This is a genomic window from Streptomyces sp. DS1-CR2, assembly GCF_055760475.1.
Genome location: NZ_CM147085.1, coordinates 7,763,164 through 7,782,403, shown reverse-complemented (window position 1 = coordinate 7,782,403; position 19,240 = coordinate 7,763,164). Strand labels below are relative to the sequence as shown.

Sequence of the window (19,240 nt, the reverse complement as noted above, 5' to 3'; positions counted from 1 at the left end):
CCTCAGCCGACGGACGGGCCGGCCTGTGAAGGCGGCGCCGTCGGCCGTACTGGTGCGGGCGCCTCGGCCGGCTGCGACTGTGTCGAGAGTGCGCCCTCCGCCCCGTCCGGCAGCCTGCGCTGGACCCGGCCGAGGGCGAACAGGACGAGCACCATCACGGCCGGGCAGACGGCGAAGGCCATGAACGCGCCGCGCGCTCCGAGTCCGGCGTCGAGGATGACGCCGCCGAGCCAGGGGCCGAGCATGGCACCGATCTTGGCGACCGAGGACGCCCAGCTTCCGCCGTTGGCGCGGATCGCGGTCGGGTAGAAGGTACTCGCGATGCTGGTGATGCCGCCGTGGCCGCCGTTGATGAACATCTTGGCGCCGATGACGAAGGTGACGTAGACGGCGGGGGCGAGCGTCCCGCTTCCGAGCACCAGCATGCAGACGACGGCGGCCAGGGGCATCCACAGGATGGTGCCCGCGCCCTTGCGGTCCACGAATCGGCTGATGAACAACTGGCCGACGGCTCCCGCCACGCTCGCCGAGGCCGCGATGGTGGCGGCCGCGCTGACGCTGAAACCCATCTGCTCGTTGATCGTCGGGGTCCAGAAGACCATGAAGTAGATCAGCGCCGAGGAGAGCAGGTAGACGAGCCACAGCAGGGGCGTGACGGCCGCGAGATGACCGCGGAAGAGCTGGGCGGGGGTGAACCTCTTGCCGGAGTAGGCATGTTCCGGGGTGTCGGCGGTGAAGCGGGTGCCGGGGGCGAGGTCGATGTTCGGCTGGAGGCGCTTCAGGATGCGGGCGATGCGCTCATCGCTGCCGGGCCGGGCCTTCAGCGCCAGGAACTTCACGGACTCGGGCACCAGTGGCAGGCTCGCGGCGAGGGTGAGCAGGGAGCAGACACCACCGACGACGAACACGGAGCGCCAACCGTGCTCCGGCACCAGCCAGTTGGAGACGGGGCCGCCGGCCGCGCCACCCAGGGTGTAGCCGACCATGATGATGGCGACGGAGGTGACCCGGAACCGCTTCGGTGCGTACTCGGCGGCCAGGGCCCAGGTCAACGGGAGTACACCGCCGAGGAAGAGCCCGGAGAGGAACCGCAGCAGGAACAGATGCCCGTAGGTGTCCGCGTAAGCGAAGGCGATCATGAAGATGCCGAAGCCCGCGACGGACACCGTGATGGTGGGACGGCGTCCCACGCGGTCCGCCAGGTAGCCCATGACCAGCGCGCCGATCATGGTGCCGAAGAGGCCGACCGTGCCCAGGGTGCCGAGCTGGGTTTCGGTGAGGCCGAAGTCGCCCTTGATGTAGGTGGCGGCGAAGGACAGGATCTGGAAGTCGAAGCCGTCGAGGAACGTGATCACGAAGCAGACGGCGTACATCAGCAGCCAGGGGCGGCTCGCGCGCTGGCGCTCGATGAGCGGAGCCAGTTCCACGACGGGCGGTGTGGCGCTCACGGTGCCTCCTCGGGCGACGGTGCGGCGGGGTGGATCGTGACGGTGCCGTGGTCGGCGTCGATGCGGACCCGGTCGCCGGTGCGGATCACGGTCAGCGGGTCCCGGTCGAGGCCGGTCACGGTGGGGATGCGGGTGACGACGGCGCCGAGTGCGGCCTTGCTCGTCACGGTCGTGAAGAGCATGCCGAGGGGGGCGGTCCCGGCAAGGCGGGTCGCCTGGAAGAAGCCCGACCAGCCGGAGGAGCCCTTGGCTCCCGGGAACACCAGGACCTTCCCGGCGAAGGACTGTCCGTACAGGGCGTGGCGGCGTTCGATGACGATGCCGCGGGCCGGGTCGATGCCGCCCCACCCGGAGATCGTCTCGGGCGAGACCAGCGCCTCCCCCTCCACGACACCGGGGACGACCGTCCTGCCGTGCAGGACGAGGGCAGCCGTGCTCATCGCAGCTCTCCCTTCCAGGTGCCGGTGACGGCGGCGTCGACGCAGTCGGCCAGGGTGCCGAACCAGGCCTCGATGCCGAGGATCGCGGGCAGGTAGTGGGCCTGTTTCGCCGAGTCGGTGGCGAAGACCTTGGTGCCGGGCGGCGCGGAGCGGGACATCGCGGGGCAGGAGTCGGTGAGGACGCGGCCGCCGGCCCGCTCGATGGTCCGTGTCCAGCCGTTGCGGTCGGCGGTGGTCCGCAGAGCACGCGGCACCATCAGCCACAGCTGGGTGCCGGAGTGCAGCCGGCGGCCCTCCAACAGCCGGGCCGTGTCCCGTACTTGGTCGAGTGAGGCGTGCGGGCAGCCGAGCAGGACGAAGTCCACATCCGTGCTGTCACCCTGGGAGTTGAGGTCCTCGTAGACGGCGCGGCGCTCCCGCTTCCCGTACGGCACGGCCTCCGGGGCGGGGCGTCCCGCGAAGGCGGCCGCCAGGTCGGGGGCTTCCGGGGTGATGCCGGGGATGTGATAGATCTCGACGCCGCCGGAGGAGGCGGCGGCCGCCCCGAAGTGCTTCAGGTCGAGCAGGTCCGGGAGGTCCAGCTCGCCGGTGACGACCGGGCGTTCCTCCTGGACGAGCCCGCCGGCGAAGTAGCCGAGCATGCCCCAGTCGAGGGGGCCTGCCACCGGGGTGCGGACGTCGATGTGGTGGGTGCCGTACCGGTTCTCCGCGCGGTGGTTGCCCCAGCAGGGGATGCGGCCGGTCAGCGAGGCGGCGCCGGTGGAGGAGGTGCCCTCGCAGTTGGTGCGGGCGCCCAGGACGGAGTTGGCGTAGACGACCGCGGAGGACTCCATCCAGGCCACGTGCTCGCCGCGCACGGGGATGTTGCCGACCTGGTAGGGCGTGCAGGTGGCGAGGATGTTGACGCCCTTGCGGCTGTAGAAGGCCTCGGCGTCGGACTGCAGCTCGACGAGTTCGGGCGGGTAGGGGGCGACACCTTGGGCGTCGGGGCCGAAGCTCTGCTGGAGCTGGCAGGTGGGCACCTTCATGTCGGGGATCGCGAAATCGCCGTCGCTGTCGAGGTTGAGGACGGCGTACGCCTTGTTCCAGCCGCCCTCCTCGACAAGGCGGGCCTTGGCCGGCGAGGGCTGGGTCATGGTTCCGGCGACATTGCGCACGTCACACAGTTCCTCGGCGTCCAGGGCGCGGCCGTAACGGACGAGGAGGTCCATGGCGGCCTGGACGGCGGGGCCTTCGGCGCCGTCGAGCATGGCTTTGTCGGTGTCGGTGAGTTTCATGCGTCTGCGGGTCCTTCCTCGAGCGTGACCGCGCCCTGCTGCAGGGGGCGGACCGTGCGCCGGTACACCGACAGCCAGCCGCGACCGCCGTCCTCGTACGAGGTCAACGGGGTACGGGCGGCCAGCTCGTCCTCGGGTACGAGGAGGTCGGCGCGACGGGTGGTGAGGTCGATGGAGATGGTGTCGCCGTCGCGGACCCGGGCCAGTGGGCCGCCGGCCGCGGCCTCCGGGGAGACCTCGCCGACCACGATGCCCTTGTTGACGAGGCCGGAGAGCTGTCCGTCGGTGACGACGGCTACCTTGCCGGTCAGGCCGGCGCCGTCGAGCGCGAAGACGGGGCGCGACGCCATGCCCATGCCGGGGGTTCCGGTGGGGCCGAGGCCGCGCAGGACGAGGACCTGTCCGGGGTGCACATCGCCGGCCTTCAGTCCGTCGAGCGCGTCCTGCGGGGTGTCGTACACCTTGGCCGGGCCGGTGAAGGACGGCGGGCGCTCCTCGTCGACGGCGAGTTTGACGATGCCGGTTGCCGGTGCGAGCGAACCGCGGACCAGGACGATCGTGGGCCGGTGGCCGAGTGGACGGTCCAGCGGGCGGATCACGTCTTCATCGGCGGGGCGTCGTCCCTCCAGCTCGTCACCGAGCGTGCGACCGGTGACGGTCGGGGCGTCGGTGTGCAGCAGCTCGCGCAGCTGCCACAGAACGCCGGCCGCGCCGCCCGCCGCCTCGAACTCCTCGATGGAGACAGGGCCGTTCGGCCGTACGGCGGTCAGCAGCGGCACCTGGTCGGCGAGGCGTTCGTAAAGGCCGTACACGTCGACGCCGCTCCGTGCCTCCTCGGCGACAGCCTGGAGGTGTTTGACGGAATTGATGGAGGCGCTGACGGCGAGCATGACGGTGACCGCGTTCTCGAACGCCTCGCGGGTGAGCAGGGCGCGTGGCCTGATGTCGCCGCGGACGAGTTCGACGATCCGGTGTCCGGCCGTCCGCACGTCGGCCCACATCTTCGGGCTGTTGGCGAGGACCGGGGTGGAGCCGGGCAGTGCCATGCCGAGCGCTTCGCAGGCCATGTGCATCGAGTTGGCGGTGCCCATGCCGGCGCACACACCGGGTCCTGCCACGGCGTTCTCGCTCATGCCGGTGAGTTCGTCCAGGCCGATGCGGCCCTGGGCGTGGTGACCGGCGCCGAGGAATACGTCCTCGATGTCGCAGTGGCGGCCGGAGAAGGTGCCGCAGGGCTGGTAGCCGCAGCCGACGACGACGGTGGGAAGGTCGAGCCGGGCCGCCGCCATCAGCTGGCCGGGGGCGGTCTTGTCGCAGGAGGCGAGGGTGAGCATGCCGTCGAGCTGGGCGCCCTCGACGGCCGCCTCGATGTCGTGGGAGATCAGGTCCCGGGCGGAGAGGATGTAGCCGCCGCGGCCGCCCGCGCTGTGGATGAAGTCGCTGGGGGCGACGGTGCGGATCTCGAAACCGATGCCGCCCGCCGCCGCTATCGCCTCCTTGGCGACCTTCGCGATGTCGTCGAGATGGCTGTAGCAAGTGGCCAGCTGGGACGAGGAGTTGACGATGGCGATCTTCGGTTTGGCCATGTCCTCGTCGGTGAGGCCGAGGGCCCGCCACTGGGCCCTGCGGACGGCCCATGGGGAGGTGCCCGGCGTGTAGTTGCTGCGGAGTGCGGTCATGGACGGCTCCTCAGTCATCGACGTTGGCGGCGAGGCGGGTGCGCAGTTGCGCGAGGTCGATCGCGTGCACGCTGCCGTCGGGTCCTGCCAGGTCCAGGGCGTGGGCAGCGCCCGCGCCCATCGCCGCGCAGGGGCCCATGACACGGACGCTGGACAGGGCGGCGGCGTCGCCGTCGGCGCAGCGTCCCGCCGCGACGAGGTTGTCGCAGTCGGGCGGGAGCAGGGAACGCAGTGGCACGTAGTGGACGTGGTCGGCCTCGAAGGTCTCCCATACGTATCCGTCGGCGCGGTCGTGGAGTTCGACGGGCCAGGCGGTACGGGCGACCGCGTCGTCGAAGCGGGTTCCGGCCCGCACCTCGGCGAGCGTCAGCTGATGGGTGCCCTGGATCCAGCGGGTCTGCCGTCGGCCCGGGAAGCCGTAGGAGCGGACCTTCGCCGAGCCGAAGGCCTTGGGGAACTCCGCCCGCAGGAACTCCACCACCCGGTCGGCCTGTTCGCGGCCGTCGAGCTGGGCGGCGGACGCCTCGACCGGGTCGAGGGGGGCGGGGACGTGGGTCATGTTGAGCACAGCGGTGTTCCGGCCGGGGAAGAAGAAGGCGAGCCCGTCGCGGCGGATCAGCCCCCACTCGGAGGCCTGCCCGTGGACGCGTTCGGCGAGTTCCTCGCGGCCGGGCTGATGCGTCTCGTCCAGGTGCTCGAGGACGATCTGCTGGGAGCCGTAGATGGCGCGCTCCGGGATCCGGCAGGGCAGTCCGGCCTCCCACGCGAGGGCCGCATCACCGGTGGCGTCGACGAAGCCGGGGGCAGCGACGCGGACGGTCCCGTAGCGGGTGGCGAAGGTGGCGGCGGCCAGGCGCCGGCCGTCGCGTTCGACGGCGGTGAGGGAGGCGCCGAGGACGACGCGGATGCCCAACTCCCGGACCCGCCGTTCCACCCACCGGCCGAGGGCCACCTCGTCGTAGGTGACGGTGACGGTGTGGCCGCGGTTGTGGTGCAGGTCGCCGGAGGCTCCCAGGTCGGCGAAGATGCCGTCGAAGATGCCGTGGGTGAGCTGCCGGTAGTCGGGGCCATTGCCGTACACCCCGCAGAAGAGGCCGATCAGCGAGTTCACCATCTGGCCGCCGAGCACGGGCAGGCTGTCGACGAGGACGACGTCCCGGCCGAGCCGGGCGCTCTCGATCGCGGCCGAGAGACCGGCCACGCCCGCCCCCACCACGCAGACATCGGCGGCGAGTTCGTGGTGCACCGTGCCCGCGGGCTTGGTGACGGTGCGGACCTTCAGCTCTGTCAGGGCATGGGGCATGGAGGTCTCCTGTACAGGGGGTTGGCTCTTTCGGCTCTCCCGCAACCTAGGAAAGCCCGTGGCCGGTGGGAACGCCCCGGTCGATAGAGCATCCGACTGGGCACCATCAATGGCGTTTATGGTCCGGGGCGCACGGCGTCAGAAGCGCCCTAACGGTCCGAGGCTCGATGCCGCGCGGAGCACCGCGTCGCGGAGCCAGCTGTGGGCCGGGTCCTCGTCGTGGCTCGCGTCCCACCACAGGTGTTCCTCCAGCGGGTCCAGCGGGACCGGGCTGTCGAGGACGCGCAGACCCAGCGCGGACGGGAGGGGGGTGGCGAGGCGTTCGGGTACGAGTGCGACCCGCCGGGTGCCCGCCAGGAAGTCGGGCACGGCCCGGTAACTCTCCACCCGGACGGCGATCCGCGGCCGGATCCCCAGCGCGGTCAGCTGCCGGGTCACGGGAGCGGCCGACGGGTAGCCGTCGTCCCGATGGTACGGCACCACCCAGGGCAGCCGGGTCAGGTCCTCGACGTCGAACGACTCGGCCGTGCACAGCGGGTGGTCCGCGGACACCAGGAAGATCCATCGGTCTCGGAAGAGCGGTGCCGTGGCGACGCCCGGTGTGCGGAAGTGGCCGAGCGGCGGGGAGACCATGCCGTCGACGAGTCGGATCGTGTCGCCGGCGCCGCTGCCCAGAGTCTCCCGGACCAGTTGGAGGTGGAGTGCCGCGTGGGGCGCCTCACGCTCGAAGAGCCGGGAGAGCGCGGGCCCCAGGACTCCCGCCGGGTAGTCGGCCATCAAGAGCGTGAACTCCCGTTCCGTGGCCGCCGGGTCGAAGGCGCTGCCGGTGGCGAAGAGTCGTTCCGCCGCCGCGCACACCGCCTCGGTCTGGCCGGCCAACTGCCCGGCGAGCGGCGACAGGACGTATCCGCCCTGGGCGCGTACGAGCAGCTCGTCTCCGAAGTGCCGGCGCAGCCGGGACAGTGCGGCGCTGACGGCGGGCTGGGTGACGCCGAGGTGCCGGGCCGCCCGCGTGACGTTCCGCTCACGCAGGAGTGCGCGGAGCGTCACGAGCAGGTTGAGGTCAAGATTGGCGAGGTGGGCGGGGCCCGGCTGCGCAGAGGTCATGTCGGCCGGATTCTGCCGTACGGCCCTCCGGCGCAACAGTCCTGTTCCACCAGCCGGAAGCCGTCTCAGCGCTGCGGCCGGCCCATCCCGCCGCCCTCGACAGCGAGGACGTGTCCGGAGACCCAGCGGGCCTTGTCGCTGGCCAGGTACAGGGCGGCGTAGGCGATGTCCCAGGGGGTGCCCTCGATGCCGAGGGTGATGGCTCGGCGGCGTACTTCGCGCATGTCCTCGGTCATGTTGGCGGCGGCGAAGGAGGACCAGATGCCGCCGACCTGGACGGCGTTGACGCGGATGCCGCGCGGGCCGAGGGTGGTGGCGGCGCCCTTGGTCAGGTTCTCCAGGCCCGCCTTGGCGACGGTGTAGACCATGGCGGGTCCTGTGCCGCGGGCGCCGACGGAGGAGATGTTGATGACGGACGCGCCCTCGGTCATGCGCTGTTCCGCGTGGCGGGTCATCAGCCAGGCGGTCTTGAGGTTGATGTCCATGAGGCGGTCCCAGTCGTCGGGGCCGACGTCGAAGACGCCCGAACGTTCTCCGGAAGCGACGTTGTTGACCAGGGTGTCCAGACGGCGGCCCATGCCGACAAAGCGTTCGGCGGTCTCGGCGACGGCGCGTTCGCAGTCCACGTCGCGCGTCACGTCCGCGTCGACGCGGAAGGCCGCGCCGCCGTCCTTCGTGATCGCCTCGACGGTACGGTCGGCGGCCGCCGGATCGCGGTCCACGACGGCGACGGCCGCGCCGTGGCTCGCGCAGACCCGGGCGATGGCGTAGCCGACGCCGCCCACCGGGCCGCTGAGGCCGGCACCGGTGACCAGGGCGCCGCGGCCGCGCAGCCATTGGCCCTCGGCGGCTTGGTCGGTTCCGGCGATGGGATCGTGGGGGGCGTCGAAGTGAGAGGTCGTCAAGGGGGCTCCTCAGGTTGTGCGGGTTCGTGAGTGCCGGCGGACCAGGGGCAGCGCCATGTCGTGGGCGGGCGGCGGCTCGCGCGGCAGCGGACGCGCGGCAGGCGATCCACCCCGGTGACCGCATGGTCGCGGCGGCCCTGCCTCCCGCACCCGCCGATGGTGTGGCGTGCCGACGGTCACGGTTCCCTTTCAGGCTGACCCGCGGACCCGCCCGGGCACAGGCGGCTTTCGTCGTACGAAAGGGAAGTTGGCCGCGGCCGGCGGAAGACGGCAGGGCGCGCTCTCGTCCATGGCCCGGTCGGGCCGTGCGGCGCTACGTCATATGTCGCGACGCCCATGGGCGGTTCGGGAAAAACGCGGGAGGCCGTCCCCGGGGCCTTGTGCGGCGCCCAACGCCTGGTGACACTGTGCCCGCATACGAGCCGACGCCTCTGGAGGTGCGAACACGTCATGTCCGCACGAGCCGCGACACCTGCACTTCCCGAAGGACAGCCGTCCGCCGGGCCGCCCCTCACCGCGGCGGGCCGGATGCTGTCCGTCCTGAACGCCTTCGGGCCCCGCCACCGCAGCCTCACGCTCAGCGAGATCGCCCGGCGCGCCGACGTGTCCCTGCCGACCGCGCACCGGCTCACCCGGGAGCTCGTGGCACAGGGTGTCCTGGAACGCGGATCGGACCGGCGCTTCACGGTGGGCCTGCGCCTGCTCGAACTCTCCGCTCTCGCGCCGCGCGGCCTCCGACTGCGCGAGGCCGCGTACCCCTACCTCGACGACCTGCACGAACGCACGCGTGGCAACGTTCATCTCGGGGTGCGCGACGGCCAAGAGGTCGTGTACGTCGAGACGTTGCGGGCGCGGGTGGGCAATCCGCTCAGCAGCCGGGTCGGCGACCGCCGTCCGCTGCATGTCACCGGCACGGGGCTCGTCCTGCTCGCCTACGCCCCCCAGGCCGTCCAGGACGAGGTGCTGAGCTCTCCGTTGGAGCGCCTCACCACGATGACCCTGACCGATCCCGTCGCGCTGCGCGGCGAACTCGCCGAGATCCGGCGGTCCGGGGTCGCGGTGGCCCGCGGCCGGATCACCCTGCCGGATCTGGTGGTGGCGGTGCCGGTGGCCGATCGGGACGGCCACGCCGCGGCGGCGATCAGCGTGGTGGTCGACGCGGCGACCGCCCGGCCGCGGGAACTGACGGCCCTGCTCACCCGCACCGCGCGGTCGATCACCCGGTCGATGGGCCCTGCCGACTAGGGCGTGTCTCCCCGATCTCCGTGGATAAGCCTGCGGCGTCTGGTGCCGTGCATCGCAAGGCGGAGCATCGCCCTCGGACTGGGTGTCCGTGGGTGATGCGACAACGCCGCGAGGTGCGGTGCCAGACGCCGCAGGCCCACGGAGATCGAGGAGACACGCCCTAGCACAGCGGCTCGATCCCCAGCCAGCGGAAGGCGTTGTGCCAGGTGAGGTCCTCCAGGACGGCGTCGGGCAGGTCCATGGAGCGCAGGGTGCGGCCCGCCGGTTCCTCCCGTGGCATGGCCGGGAAGTCGGAGCCGATCAACAGCCGTTCGTGACCGAGGAGTTCGAGGAGGAAGCGCAGGGCGCGCCGGTCGAAGACGAGGGAGTCGTAGTAGAAGCGGCGCGCGTACTCCAGGGGCGAGGGACCGTCGTCCGGGGCGACGGCGCGTTCGGGCACGGGCTCCTCCTCGTTCCAGGAGCCGCCCCAGAAGTACTGGTGCCGCGGGATCATGAGCGGGAAGCCGCCGGCCGCGTGACTGAAGGAGATCCGCAGGTCGGGGCAGGCCGCGGCGGTGCCGCCCGTGACGAGCGAGGCGGCGGCGTAGGCACCCTCGACGCCGACCGTGTACGTGCCCATCGCCGACTTCGGGAGCCGCTCGTCGGGTGCGGGCATGGCGTGGACGAAGACCGGCAGGCCGAGGCGTTCGGCCTCCTGGAAGAAGGGCAGGAACCTCGCGTCGCCGATCGAGCGCCCCAGGATGTTGGAGGTGATCTCGACGCCGTACAGGCCCTGTTCGCGCAGGGTCTTCAGCTCGGCGGTGGCGGCGTCGACGTCCTGCATCGGCACCGTCCCGAAGCCGAGCAGGCGGTCGGGAGCGGCCGAACAAAAGGTGGCGGTGAACTCGTTGACGTGTCGGGCGAGACTGAGGCCGTCCGCCGCGGGCAGGTCGTACCGCAGCAGTGGAGGCATCGGGCTGAGGACCTCGGCATGCACACCGGAGGCGTCCTGCGCGGCGATGCGACGCTCGGCGTCGAAGAAGACGTCGCGGGCGCGGTAGCGCATCGCGCCGAAGAGGAGGGTGCGCGCGGTGTCCCCGTCGATCGCTTCCATGCGCGGGAAGCAGGCGGGGGCATCGGCCGGATAGTCGCGGGGCAGCAGGTGGGCGTGGGCGTCGATCAGCATGGTGACTCCGTCGCTCGGCTCAGCGATTGGGCTCGGTCGTTCGGCTCAGTCGTTCGGATGGACGGACACATGCACCGCCGCCTCGCCGGGAACCTCGCCCGCGAGGGTGCGCAGGGCGAGGTCGGTGTCGTCCAGGCCGAAGCTGTGGGTGTGGAGCTTCTCCAGTGGGAAGCGGCCGGACTCGATGAGGGCGATGGCCTCGGCGTAGGCGCGGGCGTCGACGCCGTACGCGCCAACGAGCGTCAGCGCGCGGTTGATCACCAGGTCGGTGGGGACGGGGACTTCGCGGTTTCCCTTGAGCCCGGCCAGGACGACGCGGCCGCCGTGGCGTGCGGCGCGCAGCGCCTCGCCGACCGGGCCCGCGGCCATGGGGGTCAGCTCCAGTACGACATCGGCCATCGCGCCGTCCGTGATCTCGCGGATCTTCTCGACCGGGTCCTCGGCCGCGTCGCCGTCGACGACGAGGGTGTGGTCGGCGCCGAACTCGCGGGCCAGGGCCAGCTTGTGGGCGTCGGCCTCCAGGCCGGTGACGACGATCGTGCCGGCCCCAGCGGCACGCGCGGCGATCACGCAGGCGAGTCCGCGCTGGCCCGCGCCGAGGATCAGCACCGTGTCCCCGAAGCCGACTCCGCCGAGGTGGGCGGCCCAGCGCACCCCGGCGCCCAGGGGGTTGAAGAGGGCGGCGGTCGAGGCCGGGATGGTCGGGTCCACCTTGTGCAGGACGGCGTTAGGCCGCAGGTACAGGTACTCGGCGAGCCCGCCGTACAGGCTCGGCGGATTGTCGAGTCCGGTGACACCATGTGCGCCGGATTTGTTGCGGCACGCCTGGTAGCGGCCGGTGAGGCAGTCGTGGCAGGCCCGGCAGGGCACGATCACTTCCAGGGCCACGCGGTCGCCGGGCCGCACACCCCAGCGTTCGGCCGCCCGCTCGCCGACCTCCTCGATGATGCCGAGCGGCTCGTGCCCCGGCACCAACGGGAAGGACCCCATGGGCAGATGCCCCTTGTACATCTCCAGGTCGCTGCCGCAGATGCCGTTGGCCTCCACGCGCAGCAATCCGTCGTCGGGCCCGGTCTTGGGCCGCGGGAACTCCCGTATCTCCAGCTTGTGCGGGGCCACCTGGACTGCCGCGCGTACGGTGTCGGTCATCGTCCGTGCCTCTCTCAGTGTCCGTTGTCGATGCGGGTGAGCTGCGACTTCATCTCCGAGCGGGCCAGCGTCCCGGGCGGTACGAGGGTGACCGCGGCCCGCACCGAGAGACGGGAGCGGATCAGGTCCTCGATCTCGCCGCGCAGCGCCTCGCGCGCCGCCGGATCGGCGGCGGCCTCCCCCCACTCGGCCTCCACCCGCAGCGGCGGCTCGACGCGCGGCCCCGCATGCGGGAGTGCGATCTGGACGGCGCCCCCGGTGCGCGGGTGCAGGGTTTGCACCACGTCCCGTACGGCGGAAGGGAAGACATTCACGCCGAGGACGATGAGCATGTCGTCGGTGCGTCCCACGCAGCGGATGAGCGGGGCGCCGTCGGCGGCCAGACCGGTGACGGTGACACGGTCGCGGGTGCGGAAGCGCACCAGGGGGCTGCACTCGCGATCGACGGAGGTGTAGACGAGCTCGCCGCTCGCGCCCGGTTCGGGGACGACGCTCTCCCCGCTGTCCGGGTCGATGAGTTCGACCAGGACATGCCGGCCGCCGGTGAACCGCATCCCGCCGCTGCCCGGCGCCTCGCCGAACAGGACGGGCGCCATGTCGGCGTTGCCGAGCCCTTCGGTGACGGGCGCGCCCCACTCCTCCTCCATGCGGGCCCGGAAGGCGGGCTCCCCGCCACCCGGCTCACCCCCCACGAAGATCTTCTTCAGCCCGAACTCCCGTGGGTTACTCCCCTGTTGACGCAGGTACTCGGCGAGGTAGCGGGCGTACGACGGCGTCGAGTGCAGCGCCGTGACGCCGAGCGTCTCCAGGGCGAGCAGCGCCTTCTGTGAGGCGCCGGTGCCGATCGGAACCATCGTCGCGCCGATGTGTTCCAGCGCGTCGCGGACGGGCAGCCCACCGACGAAGAGGGTGAGTCCGGAGCCGTGCAGGACGACGTCCTCGCGGGTCGCGCCCATGGTGGTGAAGGCGCGGGCGACCATGTCGGTCCAGGCGTCGGCGTCGCGCCGGGTGACGCCGACCCAGCTGGGCGTGCCGGTGGTGCCGGTGGAGGCGTGCACCCGGACGACGTCGCGCATCGTGACGCCCGCGTGCCGGCCGAGCGGGGGTGCGGCAGCCTGCGAATCGCGCAGCATCTGCTTCTGAGTGAAGGGGAATTTGCGCAGGTCGTCCGGGGTCTGGAAGGCGGAGGGCGCGATGCCGTGCTCGGCGAACAGGTCGGCGTAGAACGGGGAGCGTTCGGGCAGCGCGGTGAGCTGGGCGCGCAGCGCGGCGGTGACGGCGTCCCGGTCGGCGGGGACGACGAAGCTGGGTGGGGCCACGGAGGTCCCTTTCTCGGAAGGCACCGGCTCAGTGCTGGTTCTCGGAAGGCACCGGCTCAGTGCTGGTGGATTCAGTGCTGGTGGATTCAGCGCTGGTGGACGACGACGCTCATCGGGGTGCCCGTTCTGCTCCTGCCGGTCGCGTCGCGAGGTGCGGGAGGACCTCGGCGCCGAGAAGGGCGATGTGGTCGAGATCGTGAACGTCATAGATGTGCAGGTAGACGGTGTCGGCCCCGAACTCGGCCAATTCGCCGAGTCGTTCGGTGATCCGGTCCGGGGAGCCGATGGCGGCCTCACGCCGGATGAGGTCCGAGCCCATGACGGCGGCCCGGCGTTCGACGTCGGCGCGGGTGGTGCCGCAGGCGACGGGGAGGACCGAGGAGCGGCGTACGGTGGCGGGGTCGCGGCCGATCGCCTCGCAGGCCTGCTCGAAGACGGCGAACCGCCGGCGCAGGTCGCCGCCGAGCGCGGTGTTGAACTCGTCGGCGTAACGGGCGGCGAGGGCCGGGGTTCGCCTGGATCCGGTGCCGCCGATGAGCAGGGGCGGGCGCGGGGTCTGAGCGGTACGGGGCGGGGTACGGTTGGAGTCGATCCGGTAGTGGGCGCCGTCGAAGGAGAAGCCCGACTCGTCGCCGGTCGGGGTGGACCACAGCCCCGTGATGATCGCGAGCTGCTCCTCGAGGCGGTCGAAGCGTTCGCCGACGGGTGGGAACGGCAGCCCGAAGGCGGCGTGCTCGCGCTCGTACCAGTCGGTGCCGAGGCCGAGTTCGACGCGGCCGCCGCTCATCTGGTCGACGGTGGCGGCGATCGCCGCGAGTAGTCCGGGGGCGCGGAAGGTGGCCGCGCCCATGAGGGCACCGAGCCGTACGCGCCGCGTGTCGCGGGCGAGGCCCGCGAGCGTGGTCCACGCGTCGGTGGGCTGATAGCGCCGATCCTCGGGGTCGACGCCCAGGAGGTGGTCGCCCCGGAAGAAGGCGTCGAAGCCGGCATCCTCGACGGCCTGGGCCAACGCACGGATGTCGTCGTACGTCGCACCGTGGCGGGGCTCCATGAGAACGCGCATGCGGAGGCCGAGGGCCGGTGCGGGGGCGGTGGCCGACGGGTGGCCGGCGAGCCGCGCGGGGCCCCCACCCGGTGCGAGGCCCGCGCCCGACGCAGGACCGGTGGCTGACACAACTCCGGCGCCCGGCGCCGAAGCGGTGCCCGACGCGTGGCCGGCGCCCCGCGCGGGCCCGGACGCGGTGTCCTGCGTCCCCGGCAGCGCGCGCCCCGACTCCGCCCGCTCAGACCGCGCCACGCAGCGACACCGCCTTCTCCTGCGTGTACGAGCGCACGGCGTCGGCGCCCATCGTGCGGCCGAAGCCGCTGCCCTTGTAGCCGCCGAAGGGGGCGCCGATGACGCCGCCGCCGAGGGCGGCGTTCACCGCGACCTGGCCGGCCTGCAGTCCGCGCGAGAAGCGCACGGCACTGGCGAGGTCGCGGGTCCATACGGACGCGACGAGCCCGTAGTCGGTGTCGTTGGCGGCGGCCAGGGCCGCGTCCTCGCCGTCGACGGGGATCACCGAAAGGACCGGGCCGAAGATCTCCTCCCGGGCGATCCGCATCCCGGTCTCGACCCGGTCGAAGAGGGTGGGCTCGACGAAGTACCCGTCGGCGTATCCGTCCCCCTGCGGCACCCCGCCACCCGTGACGAGCCGGGCGCCCTCCTTGCTGCCCACCTCGATGTAGTCGAGGACGCGGGCGTGCTGCCGGGCGTTGATGAGCGGCCCCATCTGCACCTGCTCGTGTCCGGGGCCGATCTTCACCTGCCGCATGTGTACCGCGAGCCGTTCCACCACCTCGGCGTGGACGGACCGGTCGACGACCACCCGGGAGCCCGCGGCGCAGATCTGCCCGGTGTTGAGGGTGATCCCGGCCGCGATGGCGGGGATCGCGGCGTCCAGGTCGGCGTCCGGGAGGATCACCTGCGGGGATTTTCCGCCGAGTTCGAGGTGGAGCGGGACGAGGCGTTGCGCGCAGGCCGCCATGACGGCGGAGCCGGTGGCCGGCGAGCCGGTGAAGCTCATCCGCCGCACTCCACGATGCGCGGGCAGCGCCGCGCCCGCCTCGGAGCCGTATCCGGTCACGACGTTCACGACACCCGCCGGGATGCCCGCCTGCTGCGCGAGCCGGGCGAGGGCGAGCGGGGTGAGGGGCGCGTCCTCGGCGGGCTTGACGACGATGGTGTTGCCGGCGGCGATCGCCGGGCCGACGTCGTTGACGAACATCGGGCCCGGCGCGTTCCACGGGATGACGCTGCCGACCACTCCGTACGGTTCGCGCAGGGTGAGGCCGAGTACGTCGGGGCTGCGGGTGGGCAGAGTGTGGCCCTGTACCTTGTCGGCCTGTCCCGCGATGAAGGTGAGCATGCCGGGCAGCGGCAGCGGTCCCCAGTGCGGGCGGCCGACCTCGCGCGACTCGAGGCGGTCGATCTCCGTCTCGTTCTCGCGTATCAACTGGGCCCAGCGGAGCAGCAGTTCGGCTCGTTCGGTCGGGCTGGTGTCGCGCCAGGCCGGGAAGGCCGCCTCGGCCGCGCGCACCGCGGCGTCGATGTCCGCGGCGCGGCCGCGCGGCACCCGGGCGAACTCCTGGCCGGTGGCGGGGTCGAGGACGGCGAGGGTCCTGCCGTCCGCCGCGGAGATCCACTCGCCGCCGATGAGGTGGGTGGCGTCGGGGGTCTTCATGGGCTGCTCCTCATGCTCCTCAGTCCTGCGCCTGGTCGATGCACACCTGCTCGTGGGGGATTCGGTCCGCTCCACCCCCGGCCTTCGTCCCGCTCACTGTGCGGCCCGCAACGTCGCGGCGGCCACGGGGCTTTCGCCTCATGAAAGGGAGAGTGCGCGGCCCGGCCCCCGCTCCCTACCGTGCCGACCATGGATGTCTCCTTCGGCACCGTCTGGGAGGGCGTCGCCCGCACCCTCCCCCAGGCCATTGCCCTCAGCGAACCGGACCGGGACTTCACCTACGCGCAGTTCGAGGATCGCGCCGCGCGCCTCGCCGCCGCGCTCGCGCAATCGGGCGTCGGCCCGGGCGACAAGGTCGCCTGCTACCTCTACAACGAGGCCGCCTACCTGGAGACCGTGTTCGCCGCCTTCAAGCTCGGCGCGACTCCCGTCAACGTCAACTATCGTTATAAAGAAGGTGAGTTGACGGAGCTTCTCGTGGACGCGGACGCCTCCGCCCTGGTTTTCGGCGGGGCCCTGGCCGGTCATGTCACGCACGCCGCGCGACACGTACCGAGCCTGCGCCTGCTCGTCCGGGCGGGTCCGGCCACCGTCACGGGCCCGGACGCACCCGACTACGAGGAACTCCTCGCCGCGACGGCGCCACACCCCGCCGAGCCGCGCCCCGGTACGGACCGGCTGTTCATGTACACCGGCGGCACCACCGGCAGACCAAAGGGCGTCATCTGGCAACTGTCCGACCTGCTGCACTGCCTGACCGTGCCGATCTTCCAGCCGGTGGGCGCGGACACTCCGCCGGAAGACGTGGACGAGGCCGTACGGATCGCGCGGTCCGCGCACACCCGTGGCGTCGCCCCCACGACGATGCCGGCCGTCCCCCTCATGCACGCCACCGGCCTGTTCAACTCGATGGGCGCGCTGCTCGTCGGCGGCCGCGTCGTCACCGCCCGCCCCGGCCGGCTCGACGCCGGGCACATCTGGCGGACCGTGGCCGACCGTCGCGTGGGCCTGCTCATCGTCGCGGGCAACGCGGTGTGCCGCCCCCTGGTGGACGAGCTGCTCGCGGCCGAACGCGCCCGCTCTCCCCACGACTTGACCGCACTGCGCCAGATCCTCAGCTCGGGTACGGCCCTGAGCGACGACCTGAAGCGCGCCCTGCACGAGCGCACCGATGTCACCATCACCGACGCGATCGCCGCGAGCGAGGGCGGCCCGGTCGCCTTCGCCCGCACCACGTCCACCACCGACCTTCCCGCCCGCTTCTTCCCCGTCCCGGCTGCCAAGGTGCTCCACGAGGAGGGCAGGGAAGTCGTACCCGGCAGCGGAGAGACCGGTTTTCTGGCGTACAGCGGGCCGATGCCGCTCGGCTACCACAAGGCCCGCCCCGAGCAGAGCGCCGCCGTCTTCCGCACCGTCGGCGGCGTCCGCCACGCGATCCCCGGTGATCTCGCCCGGGTTGAGGCGGACGGCTCGCTGCGTCTCCTCGGCCGCGGCTCGGGGGTCGTCAACACCGGTGGCGAGAAGGTGCATCCGCAGGAGGTGGAGGAGGTGCTCCTCGCGCACCCTGCCATCACGGACGCGGCGATCGTCGGCATCCCCGACGAGACCTGGGGCGAGCGCGTCGCCGCCGTGGTCGCGACCGACGACGCCGGGCCGCTGCGCGAACAGGAGGTACGGGACTGGGTCCGCGCGACCTTGGCGGGGTACAAGGTGCCGCGCACCGTTGTCGTCCTCCCCCGGCTGCCCCGAACCCCGACGGGAAAGCTGGAGGTGGCCTGGGCGAGGCGGACCGTCGAGGAGCACGAGGCGCACGGCGCGGCGTGTGTCGACAGGGAAGCCGGGCGCTCGGGCGCTCGCGGCCGGCGCGACGGATGACGTAGCCGAGTCGGCGACAAGTCTCCGCGCGGGTCCGGTCATTCGCGCGTTACCCAGCCTCCTGCCGGTCCCTAACGTCGGTGCCGTCGCGCCCTCCATCACCCGTGCCCACCCCTCCATGACACGCGGCACCAGCAGCGAGAAAGGCCATGCCCGTGACCGATACCAACGAGCAGCGTCCCTGCGCCCTGGCGATCAGCGCCCACTCCGGCGACTTCGTGTGGCGGGCCGGCGGCGCGCTGGCCCTGTACGCCGAGCGCGGCTACGACGTCCGCGTCGTCTGCCTGAGCTACGGCGAGCGCGGGGAGTCGCAAGGCCTGTGGAAGCAGGAGGGCATGACGCTCGAGCGGGCCAAGGAGGGGCGCCGGGCGGAGGCCACGGCCGCCGCGGAGGCGCTCGGCGCGAGCATCACCTTCCTCGACCTCGGCGACTATCCGCTGCGCGTCGACGACACCGGCCTGCACCGCATCGTCGCCGAACTGCGGTCCGCGCAGCCGGAGTTCGTGCTCACGCATGTGGCGTCCGACCCGTACAACCGCGACCACAACTCCGCGCACGAGGCGACGCTGCTCGCGCGGCAGGTCGCGCAGGCGGCGGGGCACGACCGGTCCAGTCGTCCGATCGGGGCGCCGCAGGTCCTGCAGTTCGAGCCGCACCAGCCCGAGCAGTGCGGCTTCACCCCGAACCTGCTGCTCGACATCACTCCGGTCATCGACCGCAAGCGCAAGGCGATGGAGTGCATGGGCGCCCAGTCCCATCTGGTGGGCTACTACACGGACTTGGGGCTCCGGCGCGGTGTGCAGGCCGTCCGCAACGGCGGCGACAAGGGGATCGTGCAGGCCGAGGCGTACCAGCGGGTGTTCCCGACCGTGGGGGACGAGCTGCGATGAGCCGGCATGTGATCGTCCGTACGAACCGCGGACCGGCCACCGAGACCGTCGACGCGCTCGCCAAGAGCGGGGTGGCCACGGCGCACGAGGCCCACGGTCAGCGCGGTCTGCTCGGACCCGAGCTGCGGCCCATCTATGCCGGTGCCCGGATCGCGGGGCGTGCCGTCACCGTGCTCTCGCACCCCGGCGACAACCTGATGCTGCACGCCTGCATCGAGCAGTGCCGGGCCGGCGACGTACTCGTCGCCGCCACCACGTCCCGCTGCACGGACGGCATGTTCGGCGAACTCTTCGCCACGCAGCTGCAACATCGCGGCGTCCTCGGCCTCGTCACCGACGCCGGGGTACGCGACGTCGCCGACCTCACGGCGATGCGCTTCCCCGTCTGGTCCCGGGCCGTGCACGCGCAGGGCACCGCGAAGGCCGTGCCCGGCTCGGTCAACGTGCCCGTCGTGGTGGCCGGTCAGCTGGTGAACCCCGGCGACATCATCGTCGCCGACGACGACGGGGTCCTGTGCGTCCCGCTCGACGAGGGCGAGGACGTCGTCGAGGCGTGCGCCCGGCGCGAGGCCAACGAAGAGGACAAGCGCCGCAAGTTCCGCGAGGGCGTGCTCGGCCTCGACCTGTACGACATGCGGCCCACCCTGGAACGCCTCGGCGTGCGCTACGTCGACGCCGACGACTGACAACCACCGCTCGCCGAAAGGTGCGTACC

The 19,240-nt window shown here is 72.2% G+C and carries 16 protein-coding genes; 4 read left to right on the top strand and 12 right to left on the bottom strand.

Annotation, left to right across the window (positions count from 1 at the left end; all coding sequences use genetic code 11):
• Positions 1-2: 2 nt before the first annotated feature.
• The 7 genes from ACY0PA_RS36355 to ACY0PA_RS36325 all read right to left on the bottom strand — a co-directional run bounded on the left by ACY0PA_RS36355 (position 3) and on the right by ACY0PA_RS36325 (position 8,159).
• Positions 3-1,448, bottom strand: coding sequence for an MFS transporter (locus ACY0PA_RS36355; protein ID WP_473081649.1), 1,446 nt, complete (start codon positions 1,446-1,448; stop codon positions 3-5).
• On the bottom strand, positions 1,445-1,888 hold the full coding sequence (locus tag ACY0PA_RS36350) for an aconitase X swivel domain-containing protein (RefSeq protein WP_473081648.1): 444 nt from the start codon (positions 1,886-1,888) through the stop codon (positions 1,445-1,447). Before ACY0PA_RS36350 ends, ACY0PA_RS36355 begins: the two co-directional genes overlap by 4 nt.
• Positions 1,885-3,165 carry an aconitase X gene (locus ACY0PA_RS36345; protein ID WP_473081647.1) on the bottom strand — a complete coding sequence of 427 codons (1,281 nt, stop codon included), beginning with the start codon at positions 3,163-3,165 and terminating at the stop codon, positions 1,885-1,887. Before ACY0PA_RS36345 ends, ACY0PA_RS36350 begins: the two co-directional genes overlap by 4 nt.
• Positions 3,162-4,844, bottom strand: a complete 1,683-nt coding sequence (gene ilvD, locus ACY0PA_RS36340) for a dihydroxy-acid dehydratase (protein WP_473081646.1) — start codon at positions 4,842-4,844, stop codon at positions 3,162-3,164. The genes ACY0PA_RS36345 and ilvD overlap by 4 nt, the downstream gene beginning before the upstream one ends.
• Before the next feature lie 10 nt (positions 4,845-4,854).
• Positions 4,855-6,147, bottom strand: a complete 1,293-nt coding sequence (locus ACY0PA_RS36335) for an FAD-dependent oxidoreductase (RefSeq protein WP_473081645.1) — start codon at positions 6,145-6,147, stop codon at positions 4,855-4,857.
• A gap of 138 nt (positions 6,148-6,285) precedes the next feature.
• Complete coding sequence (locus ACY0PA_RS36330) at positions 6,286-7,254, bottom strand: LysR family transcriptional regulator (RefSeq protein WP_473081644.1); 969 nt, start codon at positions 7,252-7,254, stop codon at positions 6,286-6,288.
• A 65-nt stretch (positions 7,255-7,319) separates the two neighbouring features.
• Positions 7,320-8,159, bottom strand: a complete 840-nt coding sequence (locus ACY0PA_RS36325) for an SDR family NAD(P)-dependent oxidoreductase (RefSeq protein WP_473081643.1) — start codon at positions 8,157-8,159, stop codon at positions 7,320-7,322.
• 450 nt (positions 8,160-8,609) lie between these two features.
• Here ACY0PA_RS36325 and ACY0PA_RS36320 point away from each other — a divergent pair, with 450 nt between their 5' ends.
• On the top strand, positions 8,610-9,404 hold the full coding sequence (locus ACY0PA_RS36320; RefSeq protein ID WP_473081642.1) for an IclR family transcriptional regulator: 795 nt from the start codon (positions 8,610-8,612) through the stop codon (positions 9,402-9,404).
• A gap of 160 nt (positions 9,405-9,564) precedes the next feature.
• On the opposite strand, the gene ACY0PA_RS36315 is transcribed toward ACY0PA_RS36320, so the two are convergent.
• The 5 genes from ACY0PA_RS36315 to ACY0PA_RS36295 all read right to left on the bottom strand — a co-directional run bounded on the left by ACY0PA_RS36315 (position 9,565) and on the right by ACY0PA_RS36295 (position 15,760).
• The gene (locus ACY0PA_RS36315; RefSeq protein WP_473081641.1) at positions 9,565-10,569 is read right to left on the bottom strand and encodes an amidohydrolase family protein; all 1,005 of its coding nucleotides are present in this window, start codon (positions 10,567-10,569) and stop codon (positions 9,565-9,567) included.
• Between the two features lie 45 nt (positions 10,570-10,614).
• A complete protein-coding gene (locus ACY0PA_RS36310) occupies positions 10,615-11,718 on the bottom strand; it encodes a zinc-dependent alcohol dehydrogenase (protein ID WP_473081640.1) in 1,104 nt (367 codons plus the stop codon).
• A gap of 14 nt (positions 11,719-11,732) precedes the next feature.
• Positions 11,733-13,037 (bottom strand): phenylacetate--CoA ligase family protein, encoded by a 1,305-nt coding sequence (locus tag ACY0PA_RS36305; RefSeq protein ID WP_473081639.1) that lies wholly within the window; start codon positions 13,035-13,037, stop codon positions 11,733-11,735.
• 109 nt (positions 13,038-13,146) lie between these two features.
• Positions 13,147-14,100: a TIGR03560 family F420-dependent LLM class oxidoreductase gene (locus ACY0PA_RS36300; protein ID WP_473086541.1), complete on the bottom strand. Its 954-nt coding sequence runs from the start codon at positions 14,098-14,100 to the stop codon at positions 13,147-13,149.
• Between the two features lie 220 nt (positions 14,101-14,320).
• A complete protein-coding gene (locus ACY0PA_RS36295; RefSeq protein ID WP_473081638.1) occupies positions 14,321-15,760 on the bottom strand; it encodes an aldehyde dehydrogenase family protein in 1,440 nt (479 codons plus the stop codon).
• Between the two features lie 189 nt (positions 15,761-15,949).
• Between ACY0PA_RS36295 and ACY0PA_RS36290 the strand changes: the two genes are divergently transcribed.
• From ACY0PA_RS36290 to ACY0PA_RS36280, 3 genes are all read left to right on the top strand, one after another.
• Positions 15,950-17,635 carry an AMP-binding protein gene (locus tag ACY0PA_RS36290; protein ID WP_473081637.1) on the top strand — a complete coding sequence of 562 codons (1,686 nt, stop codon included), beginning with the start codon at positions 15,950-15,952 and terminating at the stop codon, positions 17,633-17,635.
• Between the two features lie 149 nt (positions 17,636-17,784).
• Positions 17,785-18,525 (top strand): PIG-L deacetylase family protein, encoded by a 741-nt coding sequence (locus tag ACY0PA_RS36285; protein WP_473081636.1) that lies wholly within the window; start codon positions 17,785-17,787, stop codon positions 18,523-18,525.
• A complete protein-coding gene (locus ACY0PA_RS36280; protein WP_473081635.1) occupies positions 18,522-19,211 on the top strand; it encodes a 4-carboxy-4-hydroxy-2-oxoadipate aldolase/oxaloacetate decarboxylase in 690 nt (229 codons plus the stop codon). The genes ACY0PA_RS36285 and ACY0PA_RS36280 overlap by 4 nt, the downstream gene beginning before the upstream one ends.
• Positions 19,212-19,240 lie beyond the last annotated feature (29 nt).

Coding starts and splice junctions, on each gene's coding strand:
- ACY0PA_RS36350 (WP_473081648.1), bottom strand. CDS start 1,888: ATGAGCACGGCTGCCCTCGTCCTGCACGGCAGGACGGTCGTCCCCGGT.
- ACY0PA_RS36345 (WP_473081647.1), bottom strand. CDS start 3,165: ATGAAACTCACCGACACCGACAAAGCCATGCTCGACGGCGCCGAAGGC.
- ilvD (WP_473081646.1), bottom strand. CDS start 4,844: ATGACCGCACTCCGCAGCAACTACACGCCGGGCACCTCCCCATGGGCC.
- ACY0PA_RS36335 (WP_473081645.1), bottom strand. CDS start 6,147: ATGCCCCATGCCCTGACAGAGCTGAAGGTCCGCACCGTCACCAAGCCC.
- ACY0PA_RS36330 (WP_473081644.1), bottom strand. CDS start 7,254: ATGACCTCTGCGCAGCCGGGCCCCGCCCACCTCGCCAATCTTGACCTC.
- ACY0PA_RS36320 (WP_473081642.1), top strand. CDS start 8,610: ATGTCCGCACGAGCCGCGACACCTGCACTTCCCGAAGGACAGCCGTCC.
- ACY0PA_RS36315 (WP_473081641.1), bottom strand. CDS start 10,569: ATGCTGATCGACGCCCACGCCCACCTGCTGCCCCGCGACTATCCGGCC.
- ACY0PA_RS36310 (WP_473081640.1), bottom strand. CDS start 11,718: ATGACCGACACCGTACGCGCGGCAGTCCAGGTGGCCCCGCACAAGCTG.
- ACY0PA_RS36300 (WP_473086541.1), bottom strand. CDS start 14,100: ATGCGCGTTCTCATGGAGCCCCGCCACGGTGCGACGTACGACGACATC.
- ACY0PA_RS36295 (WP_473081638.1), bottom strand. CDS start 15,760: ATGAAGACCCCCGACGCCACCCACCTCATCGGCGGCGAGTGGATCTCC.
- ACY0PA_RS36290 (WP_473081637.1), top strand. CDS start 15,950: ATGGATGTCTCCTTCGGCACCGTCTGGGAGGGCGTCGCCCGCACCCTC.
- ACY0PA_RS36285 (WP_473081636.1), top strand. CDS start 17,785: ATGCCCGTGACCGATACCAACGAGCAGCGTCCCTGCGCCCTGGCGATC.
- ACY0PA_RS36280 (WP_473081635.1), top strand. CDS start 18,522: ATGAGCCGGCATGTGATCGTCCGTACGAACCGCGGACCGGCCACCGAG.